The sequence below is a fragment of the Alphaproteobacteria bacterium genome (assembly GCA_030740435.1).
Classification (GTDB): Bacteria; Pseudomonadota; Alphaproteobacteria; order UBA2966; family UBA2966.
Genome location: JASLXG010000005.1, coordinates 24,994 through 46,659, shown reverse-complemented (window position 1 = coordinate 46,659; position 21,666 = coordinate 24,994). Strand labels below are relative to the sequence as shown.

Sequence of the window (21,666 nt, the reverse complement as noted above, 5' to 3'; positions counted from 1 at the left end):
GTGGTCCTGGCGGCCGGCCTCTCGCGCCGTTTCCAGGGCAACAAGCTCTTGGGCCTTGTGGCCGGCCAGCCCATGATATGCCGCGTCGTGGCGGCGGCGCTGGGCTCCCGTTTGAACCCGGTCGTTGTCGTGCTGGGGCATGAGAGCGAGCTCTTGCGGGCGGCGCTGGCACCGTTTGCCGATCCCCGCCTGCATATCGTCCAAAACCCGCGCTTTGCCGAGGGCCAGAGCACCACCGTGGTCGCCGGGCTCAGGGCGCTGCCTGAAGACTGCCCGGCCGCCATGTTCCTGATGGGTGACCAGCCGCTGATCGAGCCGGCCATCATCGACCGGCTGATCGAAAGCCATGCCTTGGACGCAATCTGCCACCCCATGGTGGCCGGCCGGCTGCGCAACCCGGTGATCTTCGCGCGGCGCTTTTTCCCGGATATCCTGGCGCTTGCCGGCGACAGTGGGGCGCGGGCCGTCATCGCCGCCAACCCCGAGGCCGTCGGCACCGTCGAGTTTGACCGCGAGGGGCCGTTCATGGACGTTGACTCGAACGCCGAGCTCGAGCGCCTGGCGCCGCCGATTTCGCCCTTGGTGCTCATCAAGGGGGCCGGCGAGATGGCCAGCGCCGTGGCCTGGCGGCTCTGGCAGGCCCGGTTGCGCAGGATCTGCATGCTGGAGCTGGAGAAACCGCTGGCGGTGCGCCGCGCGGTTTCGTTTTGCAGCGCCCTGGAGGGCGGTACCACCGTTGTCGAAGGCGTCAGCGCCCGCCTCGTCGAGGATGCGGCGGGTGTCCGCGATTGCTGGGCGGCGGGTGAAATCGCCCTGGCGCTCAGCCGGCGTTGGCCGGCCTTCGGGTTCAGCCCCGACGTGGTGGTCGATGCCATCCTGGCCAAGCGCAACCTGGGAACCGGCCTGGACGAGGCGCCGCTGGTGGTGGTGCTGGGCCCGGGCTTCGAGGCGGGCCGCGACTGCCACATCGTGGTCGAGACCAACCGCGGCCACGACCTTGGCCGTCTGATCGAAACGGGCTCGGCCGAGCCCAATACGGGCGTCCCGGGCGCCATCGCCGGCCACCAGGCCGAGCGCGTGCTGCGCGCCCCTGCGGCCGGGGTTTTCACCAGCGATCACGCCATCGGCGACCAGGTGGCGGCCGGCGAAACGGTGGGTGAGATCGCCGGCCAGCCCGTCGTCGCCGAGCTTGACGGCGTGCTTCGCGGCCTTTTGCGGCCCGGTACCGAGATCGCCGCCGGGCGAAAGCTTGGCGACATCGACCCGCGCGGCCGGGCGGAATACTGCACCACCATCTCCGACAAGGCCCGGGCCATCGCCGGCTCCGTACTGGAGGCCGTGATGCGCCAGGCCAACCGGGGTGCGACCAACCGCGGATTGGAGGGCTGATGCTGCTGGCCGCGCTCGGCCTCGAAAGCTGCCGCCTGGTGTCTCTCGTGGGTGCCGGCGGCAAGACCAACCTGATGTTTGCCCTGGCCCGCGAGAGTGTGGCCGCCGGCGGGCGCGTACTGGTCACCACGACGACCAAGATCGCCGCCGACGAATCCGAGACCTGGCCCGGGTTTGCCGCCGCCACGGCCGGCGAATTTCTAGACCGTGCCAGGGCCCTCTTGCCGACAGCCGGAGCCGTCGTCGCCTGGTCGGGGGAGACCCCGGATGGCGCCCGCCGCATCGGCCCGGCCCCGGAAATCATCGACGAAATCGCCGCCGCCGGCTGGTTCGACCGCATCGTCGTCGAGGCCGATGGCTCGAAGCGCCTGCCGTTGAAGGTGCCGGCGGCCCACGAGCCGGTGGTGCCGGCGGCCAGCGATGCCCAGGTCTGTGTGGCCGGCCTGGGCGGCCTGGGCTGGCCCTTGGACGAGGATCATGTCTTCCGGCCGGGGCTCTGGGCCGAACTCACCGGCCTGGCGCCCGGCCAGCCGGTAGGGACGGAGAGCCTGGCCCGGGCTATCGTCCATCCCGACGGCCTGGCCAAGGGCTGCCCGAAGGGGGCGCGGCTGGTGCTGTTTCTCAATCGTGCCGACCGGCCGGACCGGATCCGGGCCGCCGAGCGGGTCATGGAACTGCTGCCCACGCTCGGGGGCCGCTGCCCGGACCGCAGCGTGGCCGGCTGGCTGCTGCCCGAGCCAGGTATCGCCGCCAGCAACCAAAGGGAAAGTGCGTGAAAGTGGGGACAGGCACCACTTTTGTTGGACGCCAACAGCCAGTGAACCCTTTGATTTCATTGAGTTTTTGCGGCAAGAATGGTGACAGGCACCACTTTTGCGGCCCGGCATCAGGGCCACGGTGGCGCTGACGGGCGTGTCGGTACTTGGTGTAAGGTAAGAAAATGCTCAGTCTTGAATTCCTGCTTGAAATCGAGCGTTTGCAGGCGGCCGGCGAGCCGTTTTGCGTCGCCACCATCGTCGACGGGCGCGGCAGCATTCCGCAAGTGGTCGGTGCCCGGGCGGTCTTTGCTGCCGAGGGGCTTTGCTACGGCACGGTGGGCGGTGGCCGCATCGAGGCCAAGTGCGCCGAGGTGGCGGCGGATCTGCTGCGGCGAAACGAGCCCCAGCCCACCCACTTCGAGCGCTGGAACATCCAGGTTGACCTGGGCATGAGCTGCGGCGGCGAGATGGCGCTGTTTTTCGAGGTCCATCGGCCGACAGCGGTGTGGAACGTGGCGGTCTTCGGCGCCGGCCACGTGGCCCAGAAGCTTTGCCGGTTCCTGGTGGAGCTCGACTGCCACGTGCTCTGCGTCGACCCCCGCGCCGAGTGGCTCGAGCGCCTGCCCGAAAGCCCGCGCTTGGAACGCCTGCAAGCCGAATACTCCGACGGCGTCGCCCGTGTCCCGTCCGGTGCCGCCGTGGTGCTGATGACCATGGGCCACGCCACCGACGTGCCGATATTGCTGCGCTTGAACGAATTGGGCACGAGTGCCTCGTTCATTGGCATGATCGGCAGCGAAACCAAGGCTCGCGTGGCGCGCCGCGAGCTGGCCGATGCCGGGGTCGATGCTGCTTTCATCGAGCGCATCGTCTGCCCCATCGGCGAGGACTTGGGCGACAATACGCCGCCCGAAATCGCCGTCAGCGTAATCGCGCAACTCTTGAAACTAAGGTCCTAGATCCATGGCCAAGCAAAGCGAATACGTCGTCCGGGTGCTGGAGATCCTGACGCCGCTGGGCGAGGTTCGGGCGAAACCCATGTTCGGCGGCCAGGGCCTCTTCCTCGACGGCACCATGTTCGCGCTGATCACCCGGGCCGACCGGCTCTACCTCAAGGCCGACGAGGAAAACCGCCCGGCCTTCGAGGCCCGCGGCCTGGAAGGCTACGGCAAGATGCCCTACCGCGCCGCGCCCGACGAGGCGCTCGCGGGCTGGGCCGAAATGCAGCCCTGGGCCGAAGGCGCCGTGGGCGCCGCGCTACGTGGCGCGGCGGCCAAGGGGGCGAAGAAGAAGAAAAAAGCCAAGAAGTAAGTTTCTTTGGAACCCAGGCTAAAGACCGACCTCTGGATCAAGGCCACGATAAAACGTTGTCTCGCGCGCGGCGTCCCCGCCACCGTGGCCAGGCGCGGCGACGGCGACGCCGGCATGGTCTTCGTCAAGCTCAACCGATTGGAACAAGGCTGTGTCGTCTACGGCCGCCAGCGCGACTTCGATGGCAATTTGTTATGGACCGCGGTGACGGGCCCCGACCCGGTGCCCGAACAAGAATCCGACGTCTACCTGGCGCGTCAAGTAGACTTCGACCCCGACCTTTGGATATTGGAGATCGAGGACCGCGAGGGCTGGCTACCGTTTGCCGAGGAAGGGCTGGAATAGTTGGATTCCTAGCCCCCCATCTTCAGCCCCATCTCCCAGAACGCCACCTCCAGCCGCGTCGCCTGGCCGAAGGTCTTGACCATTTCCGGCCAGCGGCCCTCGCCGGCGCGGCGCTCATAAAGGCTGTCGAGCTGGTCGGCGGCGCCTGCCGCCACCTCTTGGTAGTCGTCGGACGCGTACATCTCGATCCATTTGGCGTAGGGGTTGCCGACGGTTTTGCCCGCTAGGTTGCGGCCGATTTCGCCGTAGCCGATGACACAGGGCGCTAGCGCCACGTGCAGGTCCAAAAGATCGCCAGAAAGGCCTTTCTCCAAGACGTACCGCGTGTACGCCATGGTTTCCTCGGCTTCTGGCAACGCCTGCATGGCGGCTTCGTCCAGTCCCCAGCCGGCGCAGAATTCCACGTGCAGGCCCATTTCCAAGTCGGTGATGGCGGCCAGTCCCGCCGCCGCCTGGCGGATGTCGTCCAGCTCCTGGGATTTGTAGGCAGCCAGCGCGTAGGCCCGGGCGAAGTGGATGAGGAACAAATAATCCTGGCACAGGTAGTGGCGAAAACAGGCGTCCGGCAGGCTGCCGTCTCCCAGTTGCCTTACGAATTCATGCTCGACGTAGGCCCGCCAGTCTTCGGCACAAGCGGCGCGCAGCCGATCGAATAGTTTCTCCGCCATGGCTTCGGGCTCCCCGTGGGCCGCAACGCCAATCCTTTAGCCCGGATTTCGCATCGGGTCACGGCCTGATGCCGCGGCTGCTATGCTCGGCGGGAAGTGGGCGGAACAGCTTCGGGGGAAACCATGACGGATCTGACGCTGACGCGCATCGACGCCGGCACGCGCTGGCGTTTGCACCTGGGGCCGCTGGTGGCGGTGGCGTTCCTGGCCTTTTACGGCCAGGTCGTCTGTCCCTTCATCGCTGCCATCATGCTGTCGCGGGTGATGCTGGGACTGGGCCTGGTATGTGTGCTGCAGATCGCACTGCGGGAGGGCCTCTACCGGCTCTACCCCGAGGCCCGGGCGCCGCGCAGCCTGGCCCGGCACGGCTTTTTCATCGCCGTGGTTTCCTGGCTGGTGGCCGGCGAGCTGGCGGTGATCGTGCACGCCGTGCTCTATCCCGACTTCCCGCCCGAAAGTCACCTCAAGCTGCTGGTCGGTTACTGGGCCCTGGGCGGCGGCGTGCTGTCGCAGCTCGAATACATCGGCCTGGAGCAGTTCGTGCGCGGCACCGAGGGCGAGACCCCGGCCACCATCCTGGGGCGCATGGCGCCGCGCCTGATCGAGGGCTACGCCGTCTTCACCATCGTGCCGGCGGCGGTCATGGTGCTGATGGCCTTTCGCTTCGTCTACGAGGGCTATGCCGCTCTCGGGGTGGCGCTGGAAGTGACGTTCCTGGGCGCCAGCTTCGTCGCCGCCGCGCTTTTCATCGCCTGGCGCTACGGCCAGGCGCAGCGGCACGACTGCGACCGCATCCTCGAGGCCCTGGAAATGGTGACCGAGGGCTACTATGACGTGCGCCTCGACGCCTCGCGGCCCGACGAGCTGGGCCGCGTCGCCGACAGCATCAACGATATGGCCCAGGGCCTGATGCTGCGCGAACGCATCCGCGACGCCTTCGGCCGCTTCGTCAATCCCCAGGTGGCCGAGGAGTTCATCGCCAAGCACGCGGTCGCTGGCAACGAGGTCAAGCTGGGTGGCCGGCGCTGCCGGGTGGCGGTGTTGCTCTCGGATCTGCGCGACTTTACGGCGCTTTCCGAGGACCTCGAGCCCGAGGCCCTGACCAGCCTGCTGAATGGCTATTTCGGCGAGATGGTGCTGGCCATCCGGAACCACGGCGGCATGGTCGACAAATTCATGGGCGATGCCGTGATGGCGGTGTTCGGTCTGGATGATGGGGAGCAGAACAGTGCCGCCGCGGCGGTGGCGGCGGCGTTGGAGATGCGCCACCGCCTCGAGCTTTTCAATCAAAGCCAGCGCGACCAGGGCCGCCCCACCTTGTCGAGCGGCATCGGCATTCATTTCGGCCAGGTGGTGGCCGGCTACATCGGCAGCGCCGACCGCCTCGAATTCACCGTCATCGGGCCCACGGTGAACTTGGCGGCGCGTCTGGAAAGCGAGACCAAGCCGCCCCATCCGCCGCTTTTGTTCAGTGCCGAAGTGGCCGAACGAGCCGCCGGGGTGGCCGAGATCCGGCCTGTCGGTAGCACCCAGCTCAAGGGCGTCAGCGGCGAGGTCGCTCTCTACACTGCGGCCGAGGTGGAAAATTAATACGTTAACAAATTATATTCTTGCATATTATTGTCTAGCGTACTAATATCCCGGCATGTCCCGGCCGGCCCACGAAGGCAATTTCGGTTTTCTCATCCACGACCTGGCCCGCCTCATCCGCCAGGTGCTGGACCAGCGGGTTCGCGAACTCGGCCTCACGCGTTCGCAGTGGTGGGTGCTGCTTCACCTCATGCGCCAGGACGGCGTGACCCAGGCGGACTTGGCCTTTGATCTCGAGATCGGACGGCCCAGCCTGGGCGTGCTGCTCGACCATCTCGAGCGCAAGGGCTGGGTCGAGCGCCGCGCCGACGCCCACGACCGCCGCGCCAAGCGAGTTCACCTCACGCCCAAGGTAGACCCCGTCCGGGCCTTCGTGAACCAGGTCGGCGCCACCCTCAACCGCCAGGCCCTGGCAGGATTGCCGGCGGCTGGGCGCGAACGCCTGATCGACGACCTGCTGGCCGTCAAAGCCAATCTTCTGGAAATTTCTTCGCCAAGGGAGTGACTGCAATGAGCTACGAGACCATCAAATACGAAATGACCGATCACATCGTCACCATCACCCTCAATCGGCCCGAGCGGCGCAATGCCATCAGCAACACCATGAACTTGGAGCTGCAGGAGGCCTGGAAGAGGTTTCGTGATGATAAAGACGCCCTCGTCGCCATCATCACCGGTGCCGGCGACAAGGCCTTTTGCGCCGGCTGGGACCTCGAAGACGCGGCTTCCGACAACTTCAAGTTCGAGGATTACGAAGACTACCGCCAGGCCATCTACAATTCCGACGGCTTTTGCGGCTACACCAAGCGGGCCGACATCTTCAAACCCATCATCGCCGCCGTGAACGGCTACGCCGTGGCCGCCGGTATGGAGACGGCGCTGCTGGCCGACATTCGCATCGGTGCCGAGAACGCCAAGTTCGGCGCTACCGAGCGGCGCTGGAACATCATCTCGGGCGACGGCCTGGCCGTGCGCCTGCCGCTTATCGTGGGCCACGGCCACGCCATGGAATTGCTCATCACCGGCCGCTTCATCGACGTCCACGAGGCCTTTCGTATGGGTCTGGTCAACGAGGTGGTGCCCCAGGGCAAGGCGTATGCGCGTGCGCTGGAGCTGGCCAAGTCGATCGCCCAGCTGCCCCAGGGTGCGCTCAGGTCCGACAAGGAAACCGTGGTCCGGGGCATCGGGCGGACGCTCGAGGAACGCTTGCGCATCGAGACCGAGATGATGATGTCCATGTGGCTGCGCAAGGACAGCCACACCCAGGGCGCCCAGGCCTTCCTCGACAAGAATTTTGAACCTAGTTGGCCCAACCACGGCCTTTAGGAGCCACGGGCTCTGGGAACGGGGGAGGGCGGCATGAAAGGGCTCGGTCTGCTGATCGGCGCCGTCCTGGCGCTGGCCGGCTGCGACAGCGGGGAGGCTGAAAAGAGCACTGACACCACCACTGGCGGGGCCTCGACCCTCGAGGCCCACAGCCGGCTTTTTGAGCGCCAAGTTATCAGCCCCGCGGCCGGCATCCACGTCGCCGTCGGCTACGGCCTGGCGAATTCGATCATGATCGAGGGCGACGACGGCGTCATCATCGTCGACAGCCTGGAAAGCCGCACGCGCGCCCAGGCGGCGCTGGCCGCTTTTCGCGAAATTACGAAAAAGCCGGTCAAGGCCATCGTGCTGACCCACAACCACCCCGACCACATTTATGGCAGCCAGGTTTTTGCCCAGCGGCGCGAAGTGCCGGTCTACGCCCATCGCACCACCAACGCCCACATCAACCGCATCGTCAACGTGCTGGCCGACGTCCTTTACCGGCGCGGCATGCGTATGTTCGGCCAGTTGCTGCCGGCCGGCGGGGTGATAAACGCCGGCATCGGTCCCGACTTGGGGTTTGAAACGCAAGACATGGCGCTAAGGCGCCCGACGCATGTGTTCGACGACAAGCTGGAGATCGAAGTCGCCGGGGTGCGGTTTGAGCTGATCCACGCGCCCGGCGAAACCGACGACCAGATCATGGTCTGGCTGCCCGAACGAAAAATCCTGTTGCCGGCCGACAACATCTACCAGACCTTTCCCAACCTCTACACCATCCGTGGCACGGCGCACCGCGACGTCATGACGTGGGTCGAGAGCCTCGATCGCATGCGCGCGCTGGGGCCCGAGGTCCTGGTTCCGGCGCATACCCGGCCGCTGGTGGGGGGCGACAAGGTGGCCGAGGTCCTGACCGCCTACCGCGATGCCATCCAGTTCGTCCACGACCAGACGGTTCGCGGCATCAATGGGGGGCTCGGTCCCGACCAAATCGTCGCCGCCGTGCGCCTGCCGCGCCACTTGGCCGAGCATCCCTGGCTGGCCGAACACTACGGCACCGTGGCCTGGTCGGTGCGCGCCGTCTACGGCGGTTATTTGGGCTGGTTCGATGGCGATGCCACGACGCTCGAGCCGTTGCCACCGGAAGAACGCTCGAGGCGCCTGATGGCCGTCTTCGCCGCCGGCCGGCCGCTGCCCGACCAGGCCCGCGCCGCCCTGGCCGCGGGCAAGCTGCAATGGGCGGCGGAACTGGCGCGCCACTGGCTCAGGGCCCAGCCCGAGGCGGCCGAAGCCCGTGAGCTGCTGGCCCGGGCGCTCAGGGCCAAGGCCCGCGACCACGGCAATCCCAACGCCCGACACTGGTATCTCACCCAGGCCCGCGAACTCGCCGGCGATCTGGTGATCGAGAGGCCCGATCCCAGCGCCCTTCCCGACGGCATGCTCGACAGCCTGCCCATCGACGGCTTTCTCGCCGGCATGACCACGCGCCTGAAGGCCGAAGAGGCACTCGAGACCGACACCCGGGTGCGGTTTGATTTTGCCGACGTGGGCCGCAGCTTCACCATCCACGTGCGCCGCGGCGTGGCGGAATTGCGAGAAGGCGGCGCGGGCCCCACCGACATCCGCATCGCCACCACGGCCGCCACCTGGAAACGCATCGTCACCAAAAAGCGCAATCCGGCGCTGGCCTACGCCGCCGACGAAATCGACATCGACGGTGGGCCGGTTGCCGTTGTCAAGTTCTTGGCACTTTTTGAGCGTTGAACGATGGGCGAGTGTCGGGGGTTAGCGGTGGCGGCAGTGCGAGGTTAGAATGGTCTTTATTGACAACGGTGAATGGCATGCCGGAACGTGATCGCATCGTCAATCGGCTCAAGGCCCGCGAACAAGAGTTGCGCGCCCGCGGCGTCTGCCGTCTGGCGCTGATCGGCTCGACGGCTCGCGGCGAGGCGACCGCGCGTGACGTCGATGTGCTTGTCGATATCGATCCGCAGCAGCCATTTTCGCTCGTCGATCATTCCGGGTTGTCGCTCTATCTCGGCGACCTTCTGGAATGCGCCACCGACGTTGTCGTGCGCGAAAGCCTGTCGCCGCCCGAGCGCACCCGCATCGGCCGCGATGAGGTGAGCGTTTTTTGAATGAGCGACGAACTCCTCCGGGCCCGCCTCGGCCACATCCTCACGGCCATTGCCGCGATCCGGCGATACGTCGCTGACAAGAACCTGGAGGAATTCACCAACGACCGACAACTGATCGACGCCGTCGAACGCAATATTGAACGCGTGTCGGAGGCGTCGCGCCATCTACCGGAGGAATTGAAGACGGGCTTTTCCCACATACCCTGGCGGGAGATCGCCGGCATCGGCAACGTACTGCGTCACGACTACCCGAGCATTCTGCCGCGCGAGATATGGGCAACCGTGACAGGCGACCTGCCCGAGTTGGAGGCCGCTGTGTCCGCTATGATCGAGGAGATCGAGGCGAAGCGGGAATAGCCCGGTGGCGGCGGACAAGACGCTGGGCAACGCGCGCCTGCTTCTGCTTTTGCGGCGGGACATATGAGGAGCGTGACTGATTCGCTTCAACTTTGAATTGCTCTAGGCAGAACCATGAACCCTGTGGACCCGGATGAACTCGAACGCCTGCGGCGGAAATTCGCCGACGCCGGCCGGGAAATTTTCGACCCGAAGTTCCAAACCGTGGCCGAGCTCTTGGCCCTCGACGGCAAGCCGCGGGCGTTGCCGTTTGGTGGCGTTCCGACCTTGCTGGATGCGCCCTACGTGTCCGACTTCCAGGACCTCGACATAGCCCTTGTGGGCGTGCCCATGGATCTCGGCGTGGTCAACCGCTCGGGTGCGCGCTTCGGGCCGCGGGCGGTGCGGGCCATCGAACGCGTCGGGCCCTACCACTATCGCCACGGGCTGGTGCCCAGGGCGGAGTGCCGGCTCGGCGACGTCGGCGACGTGCCCCTGCAAAGTCGCTTCGATCTCGACACCTCGCTCGCCGACATCAAGGATTTCTATTCCAAGCTCGTGGCCGCAGGCGTCCGGCCCTTGAGCGTCGGCGGCGACCATTCGGTCAGCCAGCCGATCTTGAAAGCAATCGGCCGCCGGGCGCCCGTCGGCCTGGTGCATATCGATGCCCACTGCGACACCGGCGGCGAGCTCGACGGCTCCAAGTTCAATCACGGTGCGCCCTTCCGCCATGCCGTGCTCGACGGCGTCGTCGATCCCCGGCGCAGCATCCAGATCGGCATCCGCGGCTCGTCCGAATTCGTCTGGGAATTTTCCTACGATGCCGGCATGACAGTGATCCACGTCGAGGATTTTTCGGCAATGGGCGTGGCGGCGGTGGTGGACAAGGCGCGTGAGGTGGTGGGCGCGGGGCCCTGCTACGTCAGCTTCGACGTCGACGGCCTCGATCCCGCCTATGCCCCGGGCACCGGTACGCCGGAGGTGGGCGGGCTTTCGCCGCGGGAGTGCCAGGAGCTCCTTTGCGGCCTGGCGGGGCTCGACGTGATCGGCGGCGACGTGGTCGAAATCGCCCCGCAGTACGATCCTTCGACCAACACGGCCCATGTCGGCGCCCAGATGTTGTTCGAGATCCTGGCCCTGATGGTGCTGGCGCACCCGGCCAGGAAGTAGCCGGCTCAGCCGGCCTCTTGGATCGCTTGCCAGACGCGTTCGGGAGTTGCCGGCATTTGGATGTGTTCGACGCCGAGCGGCCTGAGGGCGTCGAGGATGGCGTTGATGACCACCGGCGGCGCGCCCACGGTGCCGCCCTCGGCCGCGCCCTTGGCGCCCAGCGGGTTACTCAGGCAAGGCGCGCTCTGGTCCACGGCCAGGTCGATGGGCGGCATGTCGCTGGCCCGGGGCAGCGCGTAATCGAGCAGCGAGCCCGAGAGCAACTGGCCGCTGCCGGGCTGGTAAACTGTATGCTCGAAAATCGCCTGGCCGAAACCCATGGCCAGGGCGCCGTGAACCTGGCCCTCGACCAGCAACGGGTTGACCACGGTGCCGAAATCCTCGGCCGCCGTGAAGCGTTTGATTACCACCCGGCCGGTCTCGGGGTCGACTTCGACCTCGCAAACGTAGACGCCGTTGGGAAATGAAAAATTGGGCGGGCGGAAGTTGGCGCGCTCGTCGAGGCCGGTCTCGATCTCGGGCGGCAGCAGGTCCTGGCGGTAGGCGGCGGCGGCAATCTCTTGCAGCGTGACGCCGCGGTCGGTGCCGGAGATCACATAATGGCCGTCCGAGACGGCGATGTCGTCGGCGCTGGCCTCCAGCAGATGCGCGGCGATGGTCGTGGCCTTGGCGATGATGCGCCGGCAGGCCAGCAGCGTCACCGAGCCGCCCACCATCATCGAACGCGAGCCCCCGGTGCCGTTGCCGTGGGCGACGATGTCGGTGTCGCGTTCGACCACACGAATGGCATCCAGAGCGAGCCCGAGGCTCTCGGCGACGATCTGGGCGTAGGCGGTTTCATGGCCCTGGCCGGTATCCAGAGTGCCGATCAGCAGGGTGGCAAAGCCCGTGGGGTCGATGCGGATCTGGGCGTTTTCGTCCAAGAGGCGGCCGCCGTTGCGCTGCACGTAGCAGCCGACGGCGATGCCGGCTAGCAGGCCCCGGGCCTCGGCGGCGGCGCGGCGCTGGGCGAAGCCGGTCCAGTCGGCGCGGCCGAGGGCGCTTTCCAGGTTGCTCTCGAAGCAGCCGCTGTCGTAATTCAGCCCGAATGCCGTGAGGTAAGGGAAGGCATCGTGCGGAATCAGATTTCGCCGGCGTAGCGCGTCGGGCGCGATGCCGAGTTTTTCGGCCGCGGCGTCGACCAGGCGCTCGATGGCATAGATCGCCTCGGGCCGGCCAGCACCGCGCATGACGTCGGTGGGAACGGTGTTGCAGAAGACGCCCTCCAGCGCCGCGAATCCCGCTTCGATCGCATATGGCCCGGTGTGCAGCGTCAGGCCGTTGATGGCCGCCAGCGTGGTGCCGTTGGAGAGACAGCCGCCCATGTTGGCCAGCGTATCGACGCGCACGGCCAGGAAGCGGCCCTCGGCATCGAGGGCCAGGGCGGCCCGGGTTTCGCTGTCGCGGGCCGCCGAGTCGCTGGCGAAGCCCTCGTTCTTCTCCGCCAGCCACTTGACCGGGCGGCCCAGTTTGCCGGCGGCCCAGAGCACCAGGGCCTGTTCGGCACAGGCGCTCATCTTGCTGCCGAAGCTGCCGCCCACGTCGGGCACGACGACGCGAATATCGCCCTGGGGCCGGCCGAAGACGGCCGCCATATTGGCTTTCACGCGATGCGGCATCTGGGTTCCGGCATAAAGCGTGAAGCGGTCCTGGGCGGCGTCGTATAGGCCCAGCGCGGCCCGGGGCTCGATGAAATTGGTGATGATGCGGTTGTTGACGAGGTCGAGCTCGACGACATGGGCGGCCCGGGCGAAAGCCGCCTCGGTGGCTTCGCGGTCGCCCTCGGTCTAGCGGAAGCAGACGTTGTCGGGGGCCTCGTCCCAAAGCAGCGCGGCCCCGGCGGCGCGGGCTTGGCCTGGCGATACCAGGGCCGGCCGGGGGCGGTAGTCGACGCCGATCAACTCCGCCGCATCGCGGGCCTGGTCCCGGGTCTCTGCCACCACCAGGGCGACCCGATCGCCGACGAAGCGCACCCGCTCGGTCTGCAACAGCGGGTGCGCTGGAATGAAGGTCCGCCGGCCCTCGCAGTCGGGCGGCACCATCAGGCAATCGATGCCAGCCAGCCCCTCGGTCGCCAATTCGGCACCGCCGGCGACCAGCAGCACCCCGGGGCTCTGGCGGGCGGCGCCCAGGTCGAGATCGAGGATATCGGCGTGGCCGTGGGGCGAGCGCAGCAGCACGGCGTGGGCGACGGCGGGGAATTCCAGATTGTCGAGGAAGCCTCCCCGGCCGAGCAGAAAGCGCCGATCCTCGAGCCGGGGCAGCGATCGGCCAATGCCGGTACCGGGGTCCTCGTCATTCATACCAAGCTTCCTGTCTCAGCCGCGGCTGTTACACTGGTGGTCGAAGATAGTGTGTACCGAGGGGAACGCAAAGCGATGGCTGTCCAGGTCATGAGACTGCTGGAAGACCGTCTGGAGGCGGCGGTTTCAGGGCTCTCGCTGGGGCCGGCCAAGCGTATTTTCTATTGTGCCTCGGGCCAAATCTCGGTCGGCGGGGCGACGCTGGCGGACAATCAGGCCCATTTCAGCGCCGATTCCTGCCAATTGGGCGCGGGGCAGGCGGGGGCACACGTGCTGCGTTTCGAACTGGCCGCGGCGGGCGACGAGGAGCTGTTGCCGGGCGTCGCCTCCCGTCTCAAATTCGCCCAGGAGATCGAGCTCGATGGTGGCGAGGAATATCTCATGCGCTGCGACCGCATCGATTTTCCCCCCGGGGCGGCATCGCCCAGCGTCACACCCACGTCGGGCCGGGCATCCGCTGCCTGCTGAAGGGCCGCCTGCGGGTCGAGACGGACGGGCAGGTCCACGAATTGCGGCCCTTCGATCCCTGGTTCGAAGCCGGCCCCAAGACGGTCCTGGCGACGGCTGCGGAAGATGTCGAGAGCGCTTTCGTGCGCGCCATGGTGCTGACGCGGGAGCATGCCGGCAAGTCATCGGTGCGCTACCAGAACCCGGAGGAGCGGGACAAACCGAAGCCGCTGGGCCGCAGCCATTTTCTCGACGAGTTCATCACTATCTAAGTCGCCGCTTGGCGCAGCGTGGCGACGAACTTGTGGGCGATGGTGCGGGGCGAATCGCCCGAAGGCCGGAACCAGGTGGTGGTCGAGTTCAAGGCGCCTATGACCAGACGCAAAAGGAAACCCCGATCGGCGCCGGCGGCCAGCGGCAAGTCGGCGATCAGGGGCACGAAGATGGCCTCGTAGCTGTCGCGCAGCCGCACCAGTTCGTCCCTGGCGCCGGGCGCGTCCTCGGGCAGCACGCGCACCACGACCTGGGGATAGTCGCTCGATTTCAGCAGCGCTTCGAGGTGCGCCGTGCAGGCCGCTTCGAAGCGGGCCCAGGGGTCGCCCGCGGCCGGAGCGTTGGTCACGGCTTCGGATATTTCGGCGATGCCGGCCTCGTAGACCGCCACCAGCAGGTCTTCCTTGCTGGCGAAATGGCTGTAGAGCGAGCCCGGCAGCATGCCCACGGCCGAACAGACATCGCGCACCGAGGTGGCGTGGTAGCCCTTCTGGCGAAACAGCCAGGCGGCTTCGTTGAGCAGTTCCCGGCGGCGGCTGTCGCTGCGCGGGCGGCGGATCTGGCGGGCTGTCTGGGCCATGAAGACTCGATTTCGAAGGCAAACAATTGTTTGTATTAATAGGGAGGCTCGGTTCATCTGTCAATTTTTTTAACTAATTGATTTTCCACAAAAATCGATACGCCAGTGAATTCCCCTCTTGACTCCATCGGGCCCTCCTTCTAACCATTTAGACAAACAGTCGTTTGCTGAAAGAAAGGCCTAGCCATGTCCCAAAATAGCGCCGCCGAGGCCCCCGAAAGCCGCTCCGAGCGCGTCGCCCAAGCCTACCGCGAGACCGTCGAACGCTTTGAAACCGGCTCGGGCTATGCCGTAAAAGAGGTCTATGGTCCCGATGACGTGGCCGGGCTCGACTACGCTGGCGACCTCGGCGATCCCGGCAGCTACCCCTACACCCGCGGCATCTATCCCAGCATGTACCGCGGCCGGTTGTGGAGCCGGCGCCAGCTCTGCGGCTTCGGCTCGCCGCGCCTGACCAACGAACGCATCCACTACCTCATCGATACCGGCGAGAGCGCCGTCAACGTGGCCTTCGATATCCCCACCAATTCCGGCGTCGACGCCGACCACGCCCTGGCGCGCGGCGACGTCGGCCTGCAGGGCGTGCCGGTTTCGACCATCGAGGACATGGAAGAGGTGCTCGATGGGATCCCGTTGGACAAGGTCAGCGTCAACCTCAGCACCGTCGGCGTCACCATGCTGATGGCCTATTACCTGGTGGCGGCTCGGCGCCGGGGCTTCGAGGCCGCCGATTTGCGCGGCACCATCCTCAACGACACGCTGGGCGATCCCTTCTGCGGCTACAAGCGCAGCTTCGTGCCGCCCGATCTGGGGCTCAAGCTTTCCATCGACTGCGTCGAATACTGCATCAACCACGTGCCCAAGTGGAACCCGCTCAGCGTCGACGGCTATAACATCCGCGAAAACGGCATCACGGCGCCCCAAGAGATCGCCTTCACCTTCGCGCTGGCCCGGGAATACCTCGACGAGGGACTCAGGCGCGGCCTCGACATTGACGATCTGGCCCCGCGCATCACCTTCACGGCCAGCGCCGAGATGGACTTCTTCGAGGAGATATGCAAGCTGCGCGCCGCCCGGCGATTGTGGGCCCGTATCATCCACGACGACTATGGCGGCCGCGACCCCAAGGCACTGAAGTACAAGTTCCACGTCCACACCGCCGGATCGTCGCTGACCCGCCAGCAGCCGCTGGTCAACGCCATTCGCGTCACCGTCGAGGCTATGGCCGGAGTGCTCGGCGGCACCCAGTCGCTGCACACCTGTTCCTATGACGAGAACAGCGGCCTGCCGACCGAGGAATCGGTCGAACTGGCGGTGCGCACCCAGGAAGTGCTGGCTTTTGAGAGCCGCATCGGCAACGTCGCCGACCCGCTCGCGGGTTCTTATTACGTCGAGAGTCTGACCGACACGATGGAGGCCGAGATCCGCAAGCTGCTGGCCGCCATCGCCGAACAGGGCGGCATGATGATGGCCCAGGAGACGGGCTGGGCCGACCGCCTGATCGACGCCGAGGCGCTGCGCCACCACAAGCAGGTAGAGGCCGGCGAGCGCACCGTGGTGGGCGTCAATCGCGGTATCTCGGAGATTGACGAAGAACGCGAGGTGGTGGTCCAGGAGGTCCCCGAGGCCGAGGTCCGGGCCCACGTTGAGCGCCTCGGCCGCTTCAAGGAAGCACGCGACAAAAAGGCGTTGGAGCCGGCGCTCGCAGGCCTGCGCGAACAGGCGGCCGGGCGCGCCGTGAACCTCTTCCCGGCCGCCATGGAGGCCATCGAGGCGGGCGCCACGCTGGGTGAGTTGAACGGCTACATCCGCCAGGGTTTTGGTTACAGCTACGACGACCTGGGCGCCAACGAGGCGCCGTTTTGATGTCCGCGGCGGCTGAGATTGCCGATGCCCGGCGCATCCTGCTGGCCAAGGTGGGCTTCGACGGCCACGACCGCGGCATCAAGGTGCTGGCCTCGCTGTTTCGCGAGGCCGGCCACGAGGTCATTTATCTCGGCAAGTACCTCACCGTCGACCAGGTGATCGAGGCGGCGCTGGAGGAAGACGTCGACGTCATTGGCCTGAGTTTCCTTGGCGGCGCCCATGTTCCATACTGCCGCGAGATGGTCGAAGGCCTGGCTGAACGCGAGATGACCGAGGTGACGCTGATGATCGGCGGCGTCATCCCGCGTCAGGACTTCGCGGCACTCGCGGATCTGGGCATCGACGGCATCTTCGACAGCAACACGCGTTCGCGGGAGATTCTCGATTTCCTGCAGGCCCGGGCAGGGGGATCGCCATGACGCTCGCCGTTTCCAGCCTTGACGACAAATACACCCGCGACAGCGGCCGGGCCTACATGTCGGGCTTCCAGGCCCTGGTGCGGCTGCCCATCATTCAGCGCCAGCGCGACGAGGCGGCCGGGCTCAATACGGCGGGCTATGTCTCGGGCTACCAGGGCTCGCCCATCTCCGGCCTCGATTTCGCCCTGGCCCGGGCCGAACCCTTCCTGACGAAACACCATATTGTTTTCCGGCCCGGGCTGAACGAGGATCTGGCGGCGGCGGCCATCTGGGGGGCCCAGCAGCTCGAGCTTTATCCCGGCGCCAAGTACGACGGCGTTTTCGGCATGTGGTACGGCAAAGGACCCGGCGTCGACCGCACCGGTGACGCCTTCGTCCACGCCAACGCCGCCGGCAGCGGGCGTCACGGCGGCGTGCTGGTGATCGCCGGCGACGACCATGCGGCCCGCACCACCACGACGCCGCACCAAAGCGAGATCTTCTTCTCGGCTGCCGGCATTCCCTCGCTCAATCCCGCCAGCGTCCAGGACTACCTCGATTTGGGTGTCCACGGTTTCGCCATGTCGCGCTATTCGGGCCTCTGGATCGGCTTCACCTCGGTCTGCGACAACATCGAAAGCTCGGCTTCCGTCTACGTCGATCCCCATCGCGTCCAGGTGCGGCTGCCAGACGACTTCGCCATGCCGGACGGCGGTCTCAACATCCGCTGGCCCGACGCCGGGCCCGAACAGGAGCGGCGCAGCAAGGAGGAACGCCTGGCCGCCGTGCTGGCCTACGTGCGCGCCAATGGGCTGGACCAGACCATCATCGAGAGCCCGCGGCCGCGCTTCGGCATCGTTACCTCGGGCAAGGCCTACGGTGACGTCATGGAGGCGCTGGAGATCCTCGGTATCGATGATGCCGAGAGCGAAGCCATCGGGCTCAAACTCTATCGCGTGGCCATGACCTGGCCGCTGGAGCCCAGCGGCATCGCCGCTTTCGCCGACGGCCTCGAGGAAATCCTGGTGGTCGAGGAAAAGCGCCCGGTGATCGAGGAGCAAATCAAGGAGCAGCTCTACAACTGGCCTGAGAGCCGCCGGCCGCAGGTCGTCGGCAAGTACGCCGGCAAGGGCAACTGGGAGGGCCGCCTCGACGACTGGCTGCTGCCTTCGGTGAGCGAGCTGAGCCCGGCCAAGATCGCCCGAGTGATCGCCGCCCGCCTGGCCCGCTTTCATGAGAGCGAGGCCATCAAGCGCGGATTGGCGCACCTGGACGCTCGCGAGGCGACGCAAAAGCGGCTGCGCGAGACACCCATCGAGATCGGCTCGGATGCGCTCTTCACCAAAGGCCGGCTGCCCTATTTCTGCTCCGGCTGCCCGCACAACACCTCGACCCGGCTGCCCGAGGGCTCCTGGTCGCAGGGCGGCGTGGGCTGTCACTTTATGGTCATGTGGATGGACCGCAGCACAATGACCTATTGCCACATGGGGGCCGAGGGCGCGGCCTGGATCGGCCAGTCGCCCTTCAGCCAGAACGAACACGTCTTCGCCAACCTGGGCGACGGCACCTATTTGCACTCAGGCATACTGGCCATACGGGCGGCCGTGGCGGCAGGCGTCAACATCACCTACAAGCTCTTGTTTAACGGCACCGTCGGCATGACCGGCGGCCAACCCCTGGTGGGCAGCCCGACGGTGCCCCAGATCAGCCGCCAGTTGGCGGCCGAGGGCGTCTCGCGCATGGTCATCGTGACGGAAGACCCCGACCGCCATGCTGTCGGCGCCGGCCTAGCCCACGGCGTCACCATTCGCCACCGGGACGAACTCGACCTGGTGCAGCGCGAGATGCGCCAAATCGAGGGCGTCTCGGTGCTGATCTACGACCAGGCCTGTGCCACCGAACGGCGCCGCCAGCGCAAGCGCGGCACCGCGCCGCAGCCTGAGAGCCGGCTTTTCATCCACCCCGAGGTCTGCGAGGGCTGCGGCGATTGCTCGGCCATCTCGAACTGCCTCTCGGTGATGCCGCTGGAGACCAGCAATGGGCGCAAGCGGCACATCGACCAGTCTTCTTGCAACACCGACTATTCCTGCGCCAAGGGCTTCTGTCCCAGTTTCGTCTCGCTCGAGGGCGGCGTGCCGCGCCGCCCCGAGGCCAGTGGCGATGAACCTTTCGCCGTGCCGGAACCCAACTTGCCGAGTGTCGAAAAACCCTACGGCATCATCGTCGCCGGCATCGGCGGCTCGGGCATCATGACGCTGGGCGCCATCATCGCCATGGCGGCGCACCTCGATGGCCGCGGCGCCACGGTGCTCGACATGACCGGCCTGGCTCAGCGCTGGGGGGCGGCCACGTCCTACGTGCGCATCGCCGAGACACCGGAGTGGATCTTTGCTACCCGCATACCGCTGAGCGCCGATGCCATCGTCGGCTGCGATATCTCGGTGGTCTGCGAGGACGAGGCCACGGACCGTCTGGAACGCGGCGTCAGCCGGGCCGTGGTCAACACGGCGCGGGCCGCGGCGGGTGAGTTCACCAACAATCCCGATCTCGGCTTTCCCCTCGAGCAGATGAAGAAGAAGGTGGAACTGGCGGTCGGCGAGGCGGATTACGTCGATGCCGGAGCGCTGATCGGTGGCCTCATGGGCGAGGGCATTCTGTCGACCGTCTTCATGCTCGGCTTTGCCTACCAGAAGGGCCTGATCCCGGTCTCGGCCGAGGCCTTGTCGCGGGCCATCGACCTCAACGGCGTGATGATCGCCGAGAACCGCCAGGCCTTCCTCTGGGGCCGCAGTGCTGCCCACGACCAGGCCGCCGTCGAGGCCCTGGTGGGGCTGGCCGAGGAGGTCGAACTGACGCTGGAGGGGCTGATCGAGGAACGCGCCGGGATGCTTACGGAATACCAAGACAGGGCCTATGCGGCGCGCTACCGGGCCCTGGTGGAACGGGTCGGCGAGACCGAGACGCGGCTCTTGAACCGGCCCGGTGAGCTCACCGCCGCGGTCGCCCGTTCTTACGCCAAGCTGCTGGCCTACAAGGACGAATACGAAGTCGCCAGGCTCTATTCCGGGGCCAACTTGCGAAACCGCCTGGAGGCCGCTTTCGAAGACGGATTCAAGGCCCGGGTCTACCTGGCGCCGCCGCTGCTGAGCCGTCCCGATCCCGTCAGCGGGCTGCCCAAGAAGCGGCTTTACGGGCCCTGGGTGTTCCCGGCCATGGGTCTGTTGGCCAAATTCAAGGGCCTCAGGGGAACGCCGCTCGACCTCTTCGGTTTGGGCCGCGACCGGCAATTGGAGCGCCAATTGATCGCCCGCTACGAGGCCCTGGTGGACGAGGTCTTGGCCCAGGTGGGGCGCGAGAATTATGATCTGGCACGGGGGCTGCTCAGCCTGCCCGAACAGATCCGCGGTTTTGGCCACGTCAAGGAAGCCGCCGCCAGCGCCGCCCAGACTCGCGAAGAGGAATTGCGCCGCGCACTGGCCCAAAGGCCCGGCAGCGCCGCTGCCGAGTAGGCGCGGTAGCAGGACCGTCTTGCCATAGTCCACGCCATGGCGGCAAAATGATGCCATGACGCCCGCCGAACTGGTCGAAATTCTCAAAAAGCACCGCCTCTGGGCGGAGGGCAAGACCGGGGGCCAGCGCGCCAACCTGGCCAACCAGGTACTGACCGGGCTGAAGCTGCCCGGGATCAATCTGAAGCAGGCCAGCCTGGCCGGATCGGACCTCAGCCACGCTGTGCTGACAGGTGCCAATCTTAGCCAGGCCGATCTTTTCGCCACCGACTTTCGTCACGCCGATTTGTCCGGCGCCGACCTCAGTCAGGCCGATATGCGCGGGGCCCAGTTCTTCGGTGCCGACCTCAGCGGGGCCAACCTCGACGAGGTCGATCTGCGCAGCGGCACCCTGATGCATGCCAAGGCGCTGCCCGATCACCCCAACCAGCCCAAACCGGCGGCTGGCGGCAGCGTCGAGGCCGATCTTTCCGAGGCCTCGCTGGCCAACGCCAGCTTGGTCAACTCGAACCTCAAGGGGACGGCGCTGCGTAATACCAATTTGAGTCAGGCCGACCTGACGCGCTCCAACCTGCAGCAGGCCGACTTTTCCGGTGCCGATTTCAGCCAGGCCGCGCTCAACGAGGCCGACCTGCGCAACGCCCAGCTTTTTGGCGCCCAGGTCGCAGGCGCCCAGTTTCGCAATGCCGATCTCAGCGGCGCCACGCTGACCGGCGTCGATCTTTCGAACGCCGACCTCGAGGGCGCCACCGTGGTGGTCAACGTCGACAACCTGACGCTCGACATACAGACCGTGCTGCGCCAGCACGCCGAATGGTCGAAATCATCTGGTGCCAAGGGCAGCCGGGCCGTGCTCGACGGCATGAATTTTTCCAACGTGGTCTTGGCCGGCGTCGACCTCTCTGGCGCCAGTTTGCGCGCCACCGTGCTGGCGGCGGCCGATCTTTCCTATTGCCGACTGGTGCTGGCGGACTTTTCCGCGGCCAACTTGCGGGCCGCCAACCTCGAGTTCGCCGATCTCAGCGGTGCCCGTCTGATCGAGGCCGATCTGAGCGAGGCCGATCTGACGCTGGCCAAGCTGGGCCCGGTCGAGATCCATGACGCCTCGGGGGCGCCAACCGGCAATGTCGTGGCGGCCGATCTCAGTCGCGCCAAACTGCCGGGCGCCAAGCTGGAGGGCGCCGATCTTGAAGGTGCGGTGCTGACCGACGGCTTGGAAGTGCCGGCGAAGTGAATAA

General features: G+C 66.5%; 21 protein-coding genes and 2 pseudogenes. 19 read left to right on the top strand and 4 right to left on the bottom strand.

Features of this window, described 5'->3' with window-relative positions; translation table 11 throughout:
• From QGG75_00660 to QGG75_00635, 6 genes and pseudogenes are all read left to right on the top strand, one after another.
• Positions 1 to 468: pseudogene (locus QGG75_00660) on the top strand (nucleotidyltransferase family protein).
• A 57-nt stretch (positions 469 to 525) separates the two neighbouring features.
• Positions 526 to 1,389 (top strand): selenium-dependent molybdenum cofactor biosynthesis protein YqeB, encoded by an 864-nt coding sequence (gene yqeB, locus QGG75_00655; GenBank protein ID MDP6065756.1) that lies wholly within the window; start codon positions 526 to 528, stop codon positions 1,387 to 1,389.
• On the top strand, positions 1,389 to 2,165 hold the full coding sequence (yqeC, locus tag QGG75_00650; protein ID MDP6065755.1) for a selenium cofactor biosynthesis protein YqeC: 777 nt from the start codon (positions 1,389 to 1,391) through the stop codon (positions 2,163 to 2,165). Before yqeB ends, yqeC begins: the two co-directional genes overlap by 1 nt.
• Positions 2,166 to 2,329: 164 nt before the next feature.
• Complete coding sequence (locus QGG75_00645; GenBank protein ID MDP6065754.1) at positions 2,330 to 3,106, top strand: XdhC/CoxI family protein; 777 nt, start codon at positions 2,330 to 2,332, stop codon at positions 3,104 to 3,106.
• A 4-nt stretch (positions 3,107 to 3,110) separates the two neighbouring features.
• Positions 3,111 to 3,458 (top strand): TfoX/Sxy family protein, encoded by a 348-nt coding sequence (locus tag QGG75_00640; GenBank protein ID MDP6065753.1) that lies wholly within the window; start codon positions 3,111 to 3,113, stop codon positions 3,456 to 3,458.
• A gap of 6 nt (positions 3,459 to 3,464) precedes the next feature.
• Positions 3,465 to 3,803: a DUF1491 family protein gene (locus QGG75_00635; protein ID MDP6065752.1), complete on the top strand. Its 339-nt coding sequence runs from the start codon at positions 3,465 to 3,467 to the stop codon at positions 3,801 to 3,803.
• A gap of 8 nt (positions 3,804 to 3,811) precedes the next feature.
• Here the strand turns inward: QGG75_00635 and tenA are convergent, their stop codons facing one another.
• Positions 3,812 to 4,471: a thiaminase II gene (gene tenA, locus QGG75_00630; protein ID MDP6065751.1), complete on the bottom strand. Its 660-nt coding sequence runs from the start codon at positions 4,469 to 4,471 to the stop codon at positions 3,812 to 3,814.
• Between the two features lie 123 nt (positions 4,472 to 4,594).
• Between tenA and QGG75_00625 the strand changes: the two genes are divergently transcribed.
• The 7 genes from QGG75_00625 (at position 4,595) to speB (ending at position 11,013) form a co-directional block, all read left to right on the top strand.
• Complete coding sequence (locus tag QGG75_00625; GenBank protein MDP6065750.1) at positions 4,595 to 6,061, top strand: adenylate/guanylate cyclase domain-containing protein; 1,467 nt, start codon at positions 4,595 to 4,597, stop codon at positions 6,059 to 6,061.
• A gap of 55 nt (positions 6,062 to 6,116) precedes the next feature.
• A complete protein-coding gene (locus QGG75_00620) occupies positions 6,117 to 6,566 on the top strand; it encodes a MarR family transcriptional regulator (GenBank protein ID MDP6065749.1) in 450 nt (149 codons plus the stop codon).
• 5 nt (positions 6,567 to 6,571) lie between these two features.
• The gene (locus tag QGG75_00615; protein MDP6065748.1) at positions 6,572 to 7,387 is read left to right on the top strand and encodes an enoyl-CoA hydratase/isomerase family protein; all 816 of its coding nucleotides are present in this window, start codon (positions 6,572 to 6,574) and stop codon (positions 7,385 to 7,387) included.
• 33 nt (positions 7,388 to 7,420) lie between these two features.
• Positions 7,421 to 9,133, top strand: a complete 1,713-nt coding sequence (locus tag QGG75_00610; protein ID MDP6065747.1) for an alkyl sulfatase dimerization domain-containing protein — start codon at positions 7,421 to 7,423, stop codon at positions 9,131 to 9,133.
• Positions 9,134 to 9,210: 77 nt separating this feature from the next.
• Positions 9,211 to 9,507: a nucleotidyltransferase domain-containing protein gene (locus tag QGG75_00605; GenBank protein MDP6065746.1), complete on the top strand. Its 297-nt coding sequence runs from the start codon at positions 9,211 to 9,213 to the stop codon at positions 9,505 to 9,507.
• Complete coding sequence (locus tag QGG75_00600) at positions 9,508 to 9,864, top strand: DUF86 domain-containing protein (protein MDP6065745.1); 357 nt, start codon at positions 9,508 to 9,510, stop codon at positions 9,862 to 9,864.
• 114 nt (positions 9,865 to 9,978) lie between these two features.
• On the top strand, positions 9,979 to 11,013 hold the full coding sequence (gene speB, locus QGG75_00595) for an agmatinase (protein ID MDP6065744.1): 1,035 nt from the start codon (positions 9,979 to 9,981) through the stop codon (positions 11,011 to 11,013).
• A 5-nt stretch (positions 11,014 to 11,018) separates the two neighbouring features.
• On the opposite strand, the pseudogene QGG75_00590 reads toward speB, so the two are convergent.
• A pseudogene (locus QGG75_00590) lies at positions 11,019 to 12,806 on the bottom strand (molybdopterin-dependent oxidoreductase).
• 33 nt (positions 12,807 to 12,839) lie between these two features.
• Entirely contained in the window at positions 12,840 to 13,355 is a 516-nt protein-coding gene (locus tag QGG75_00585; protein MDP6065743.1) for a hypothetical protein, read from the bottom strand.
• 90 nt (positions 13,356 to 13,445) lie between these two features.
• On the opposite strand from QGG75_00585, the gene QGG75_00580 reads away from it, so the two are divergent.
• Both QGG75_00580 and QGG75_00575 read left to right on the top strand, forming a co-directional pair.
• Complete coding sequence (locus QGG75_00580; GenBank protein ID MDP6065742.1) at positions 13,446 to 13,823, top strand: hypothetical protein; 378 nt, start codon at positions 13,446 to 13,448, stop codon at positions 13,821 to 13,823.
• Positions 13,824 to 13,864: 41 nt separating this feature from the next.
• Complete coding sequence (locus tag QGG75_00575) at positions 13,865 to 14,074, top strand: hypothetical protein (protein ID MDP6065741.1); 210 nt, start codon at positions 13,865 to 13,867, stop codon at positions 14,072 to 14,074.
• Here QGG75_00575 and QGG75_00570 read toward each other — a convergent pair.
• Complete coding sequence (locus tag QGG75_00570; protein ID MDP6065740.1) at positions 14,071 to 14,655, bottom strand: TetR/AcrR family transcriptional regulator; 585 nt, start codon at positions 14,653 to 14,655, stop codon at positions 14,071 to 14,073. The genes QGG75_00575 and QGG75_00570 overlap by 4 nt on opposite strands.
• Positions 14,656 to 14,841: 186 nt before the next feature.
• On the opposite strand from QGG75_00570, the gene QGG75_00565 reads away from it, so the two are divergent.
• The 4 genes from QGG75_00565 to QGG75_00550 are packed head-to-tail and all read left to right on the top strand — an operon-like array spanning position 14,842 to position 21,662.
• On the top strand, positions 14,842 to 16,521 hold the full coding sequence (locus tag QGG75_00565) for a methylmalonyl-CoA mutase family protein (GenBank protein ID MDP6065739.1): 1,680 nt from the start codon (positions 14,842 to 14,844) through the stop codon (positions 16,519 to 16,521).
• Positions 16,521 to 16,940, top strand: a complete 420-nt coding sequence (locus tag QGG75_00560) for a cobalamin-dependent protein (GenBank protein ID MDP6065738.1) — start codon at positions 16,521 to 16,523, stop codon at positions 16,938 to 16,940. The genes QGG75_00565 and QGG75_00560 overlap by 1 nt, the downstream gene beginning before the upstream one ends.
• Positions 16,937 to 20,428: an indolepyruvate ferredoxin oxidoreductase family protein gene (locus QGG75_00555; GenBank protein MDP6065737.1), complete on the top strand. Its 3,492-nt coding sequence runs from the start codon at positions 16,937 to 16,939 to the stop codon at positions 20,426 to 20,428. The genes QGG75_00560 and QGG75_00555 overlap by 4 nt, the downstream gene beginning before the upstream one ends.
• 55 nt (positions 20,429 to 20,483) lie before the next feature.
• Positions 20,484 to 21,662: a pentapeptide repeat-containing protein gene (locus QGG75_00550; GenBank protein ID MDP6065736.1), complete on the top strand. Its 1,179-nt coding sequence runs from the start codon at positions 20,484 to 20,486 to the stop codon at positions 21,660 to 21,662.
• Positions 21,663 to 21,666 lie beyond the last annotated feature (4 nt).

Bases quoted from the DNA above. Each gene is read 5' to 3' on its own strand.
- speB (MDP6065744.1), top strand. From the start codon at position 9,979: ATGAACCCTGTGGACCCGGATGAACTCGAACGCCTGCGGCGGAAATTC.
- QGG75_00560 (MDP6065738.1), top strand. From the start codon at position 16,521: ATGTCCGCGGCGGCTGAGATTGCCGATGCCCGGCGCATCCTGCTGGCC.
- QGG75_00600 (MDP6065745.1), top strand. From the start codon at position 9,508: ATGAGCGACGAACTCCTCCGGGCCCGCCTCGGCCACATCCTCACGGCC.
- QGG75_00555 (MDP6065737.1), top strand. From the start codon at position 16,937: ATGACGCTCGCCGTTTCCAGCCTTGACGACAAATACACCCGCGACAGC.
- yqeC (MDP6065755.1), top strand. From the start codon at position 1,389: ATGCTGCTGGCCGCGCTCGGCCTCGAAAGCTGCCGCCTGGTGTCTCTC.
- yqeB (MDP6065756.1), top strand. From the start codon at position 526: ATGGACGTTGACTCGAACGCCGAGCTCGAGCGCCTGGCGCCGCCGATT.
- QGG75_00605 (MDP6065746.1), top strand. From the start codon at position 9,211: ATGCCGGAACGTGATCGCATCGTCAATCGGCTCAAGGCCCGCGAACAA.
- QGG75_00615 (MDP6065748.1), top strand. From the start codon at position 6,572: ATGAGCTACGAGACCATCAAATACGAAATGACCGATCACATCGTCACC.
- QGG75_00570 (MDP6065740.1), bottom strand. From the start codon at position 14,655: ATGGCCCAGACAGCCCGCCAGATCCGCCGCCCGCGCAGCGACAGCCGC.
- QGG75_00585 (MDP6065743.1), bottom strand. From the start codon at position 13,355: ATGAATGACGAGGACCCCGGTACCGGCATTGGCCGATCGCTGCCCCGG.
- QGG75_00625 (MDP6065750.1), top strand. From the start codon at position 4,595: ATGACGGATCTGACGCTGACGCGCATCGACGCCGGCACGCGCTGGCGT.
- QGG75_00580 (MDP6065742.1), top strand. From the start codon at position 13,446: ATGAGACTGCTGGAAGACCGTCTGGAGGCGGCGGTTTCAGGGCTCTCG.
- QGG75_00565 (MDP6065739.1), top strand. From the start codon at position 14,842: ATGTCCCAAAATAGCGCCGCCGAGGCCCCCGAAAGCCGCTCCGAGCGC.
- QGG75_00645 (MDP6065754.1), top strand. From the start codon at position 2,330: ATGCTCAGTCTTGAATTCCTGCTTGAAATCGAGCGTTTGCAGGCGGCC.
- tenA (MDP6065751.1), bottom strand. From the start codon at position 4,471: ATGGCGGAGAAACTATTCGATCGGCTGCGCGCCGCTTGTGCCGAAGAC.
- QGG75_00610 (MDP6065747.1), top strand. From the start codon at position 7,421: ATGAAAGGGCTCGGTCTGCTGATCGGCGCCGTCCTGGCGCTGGCCGGC.
- QGG75_00640 (MDP6065753.1), top strand. From the start codon at position 3,111: ATGGCCAAGCAAAGCGAATACGTCGTCCGGGTGCTGGAGATCCTGACG.
- QGG75_00550 (MDP6065736.1), top strand. From the start codon at position 20,484: ATGACGCCCGCCGAACTGGTCGAAATTCTCAAAAAGCACCGCCTCTGG.
- QGG75_00620 (MDP6065749.1), top strand. From the start codon at position 6,117: ATGTCCCGGCCGGCCCACGAAGGCAATTTCGGTTTTCTCATCCACGAC.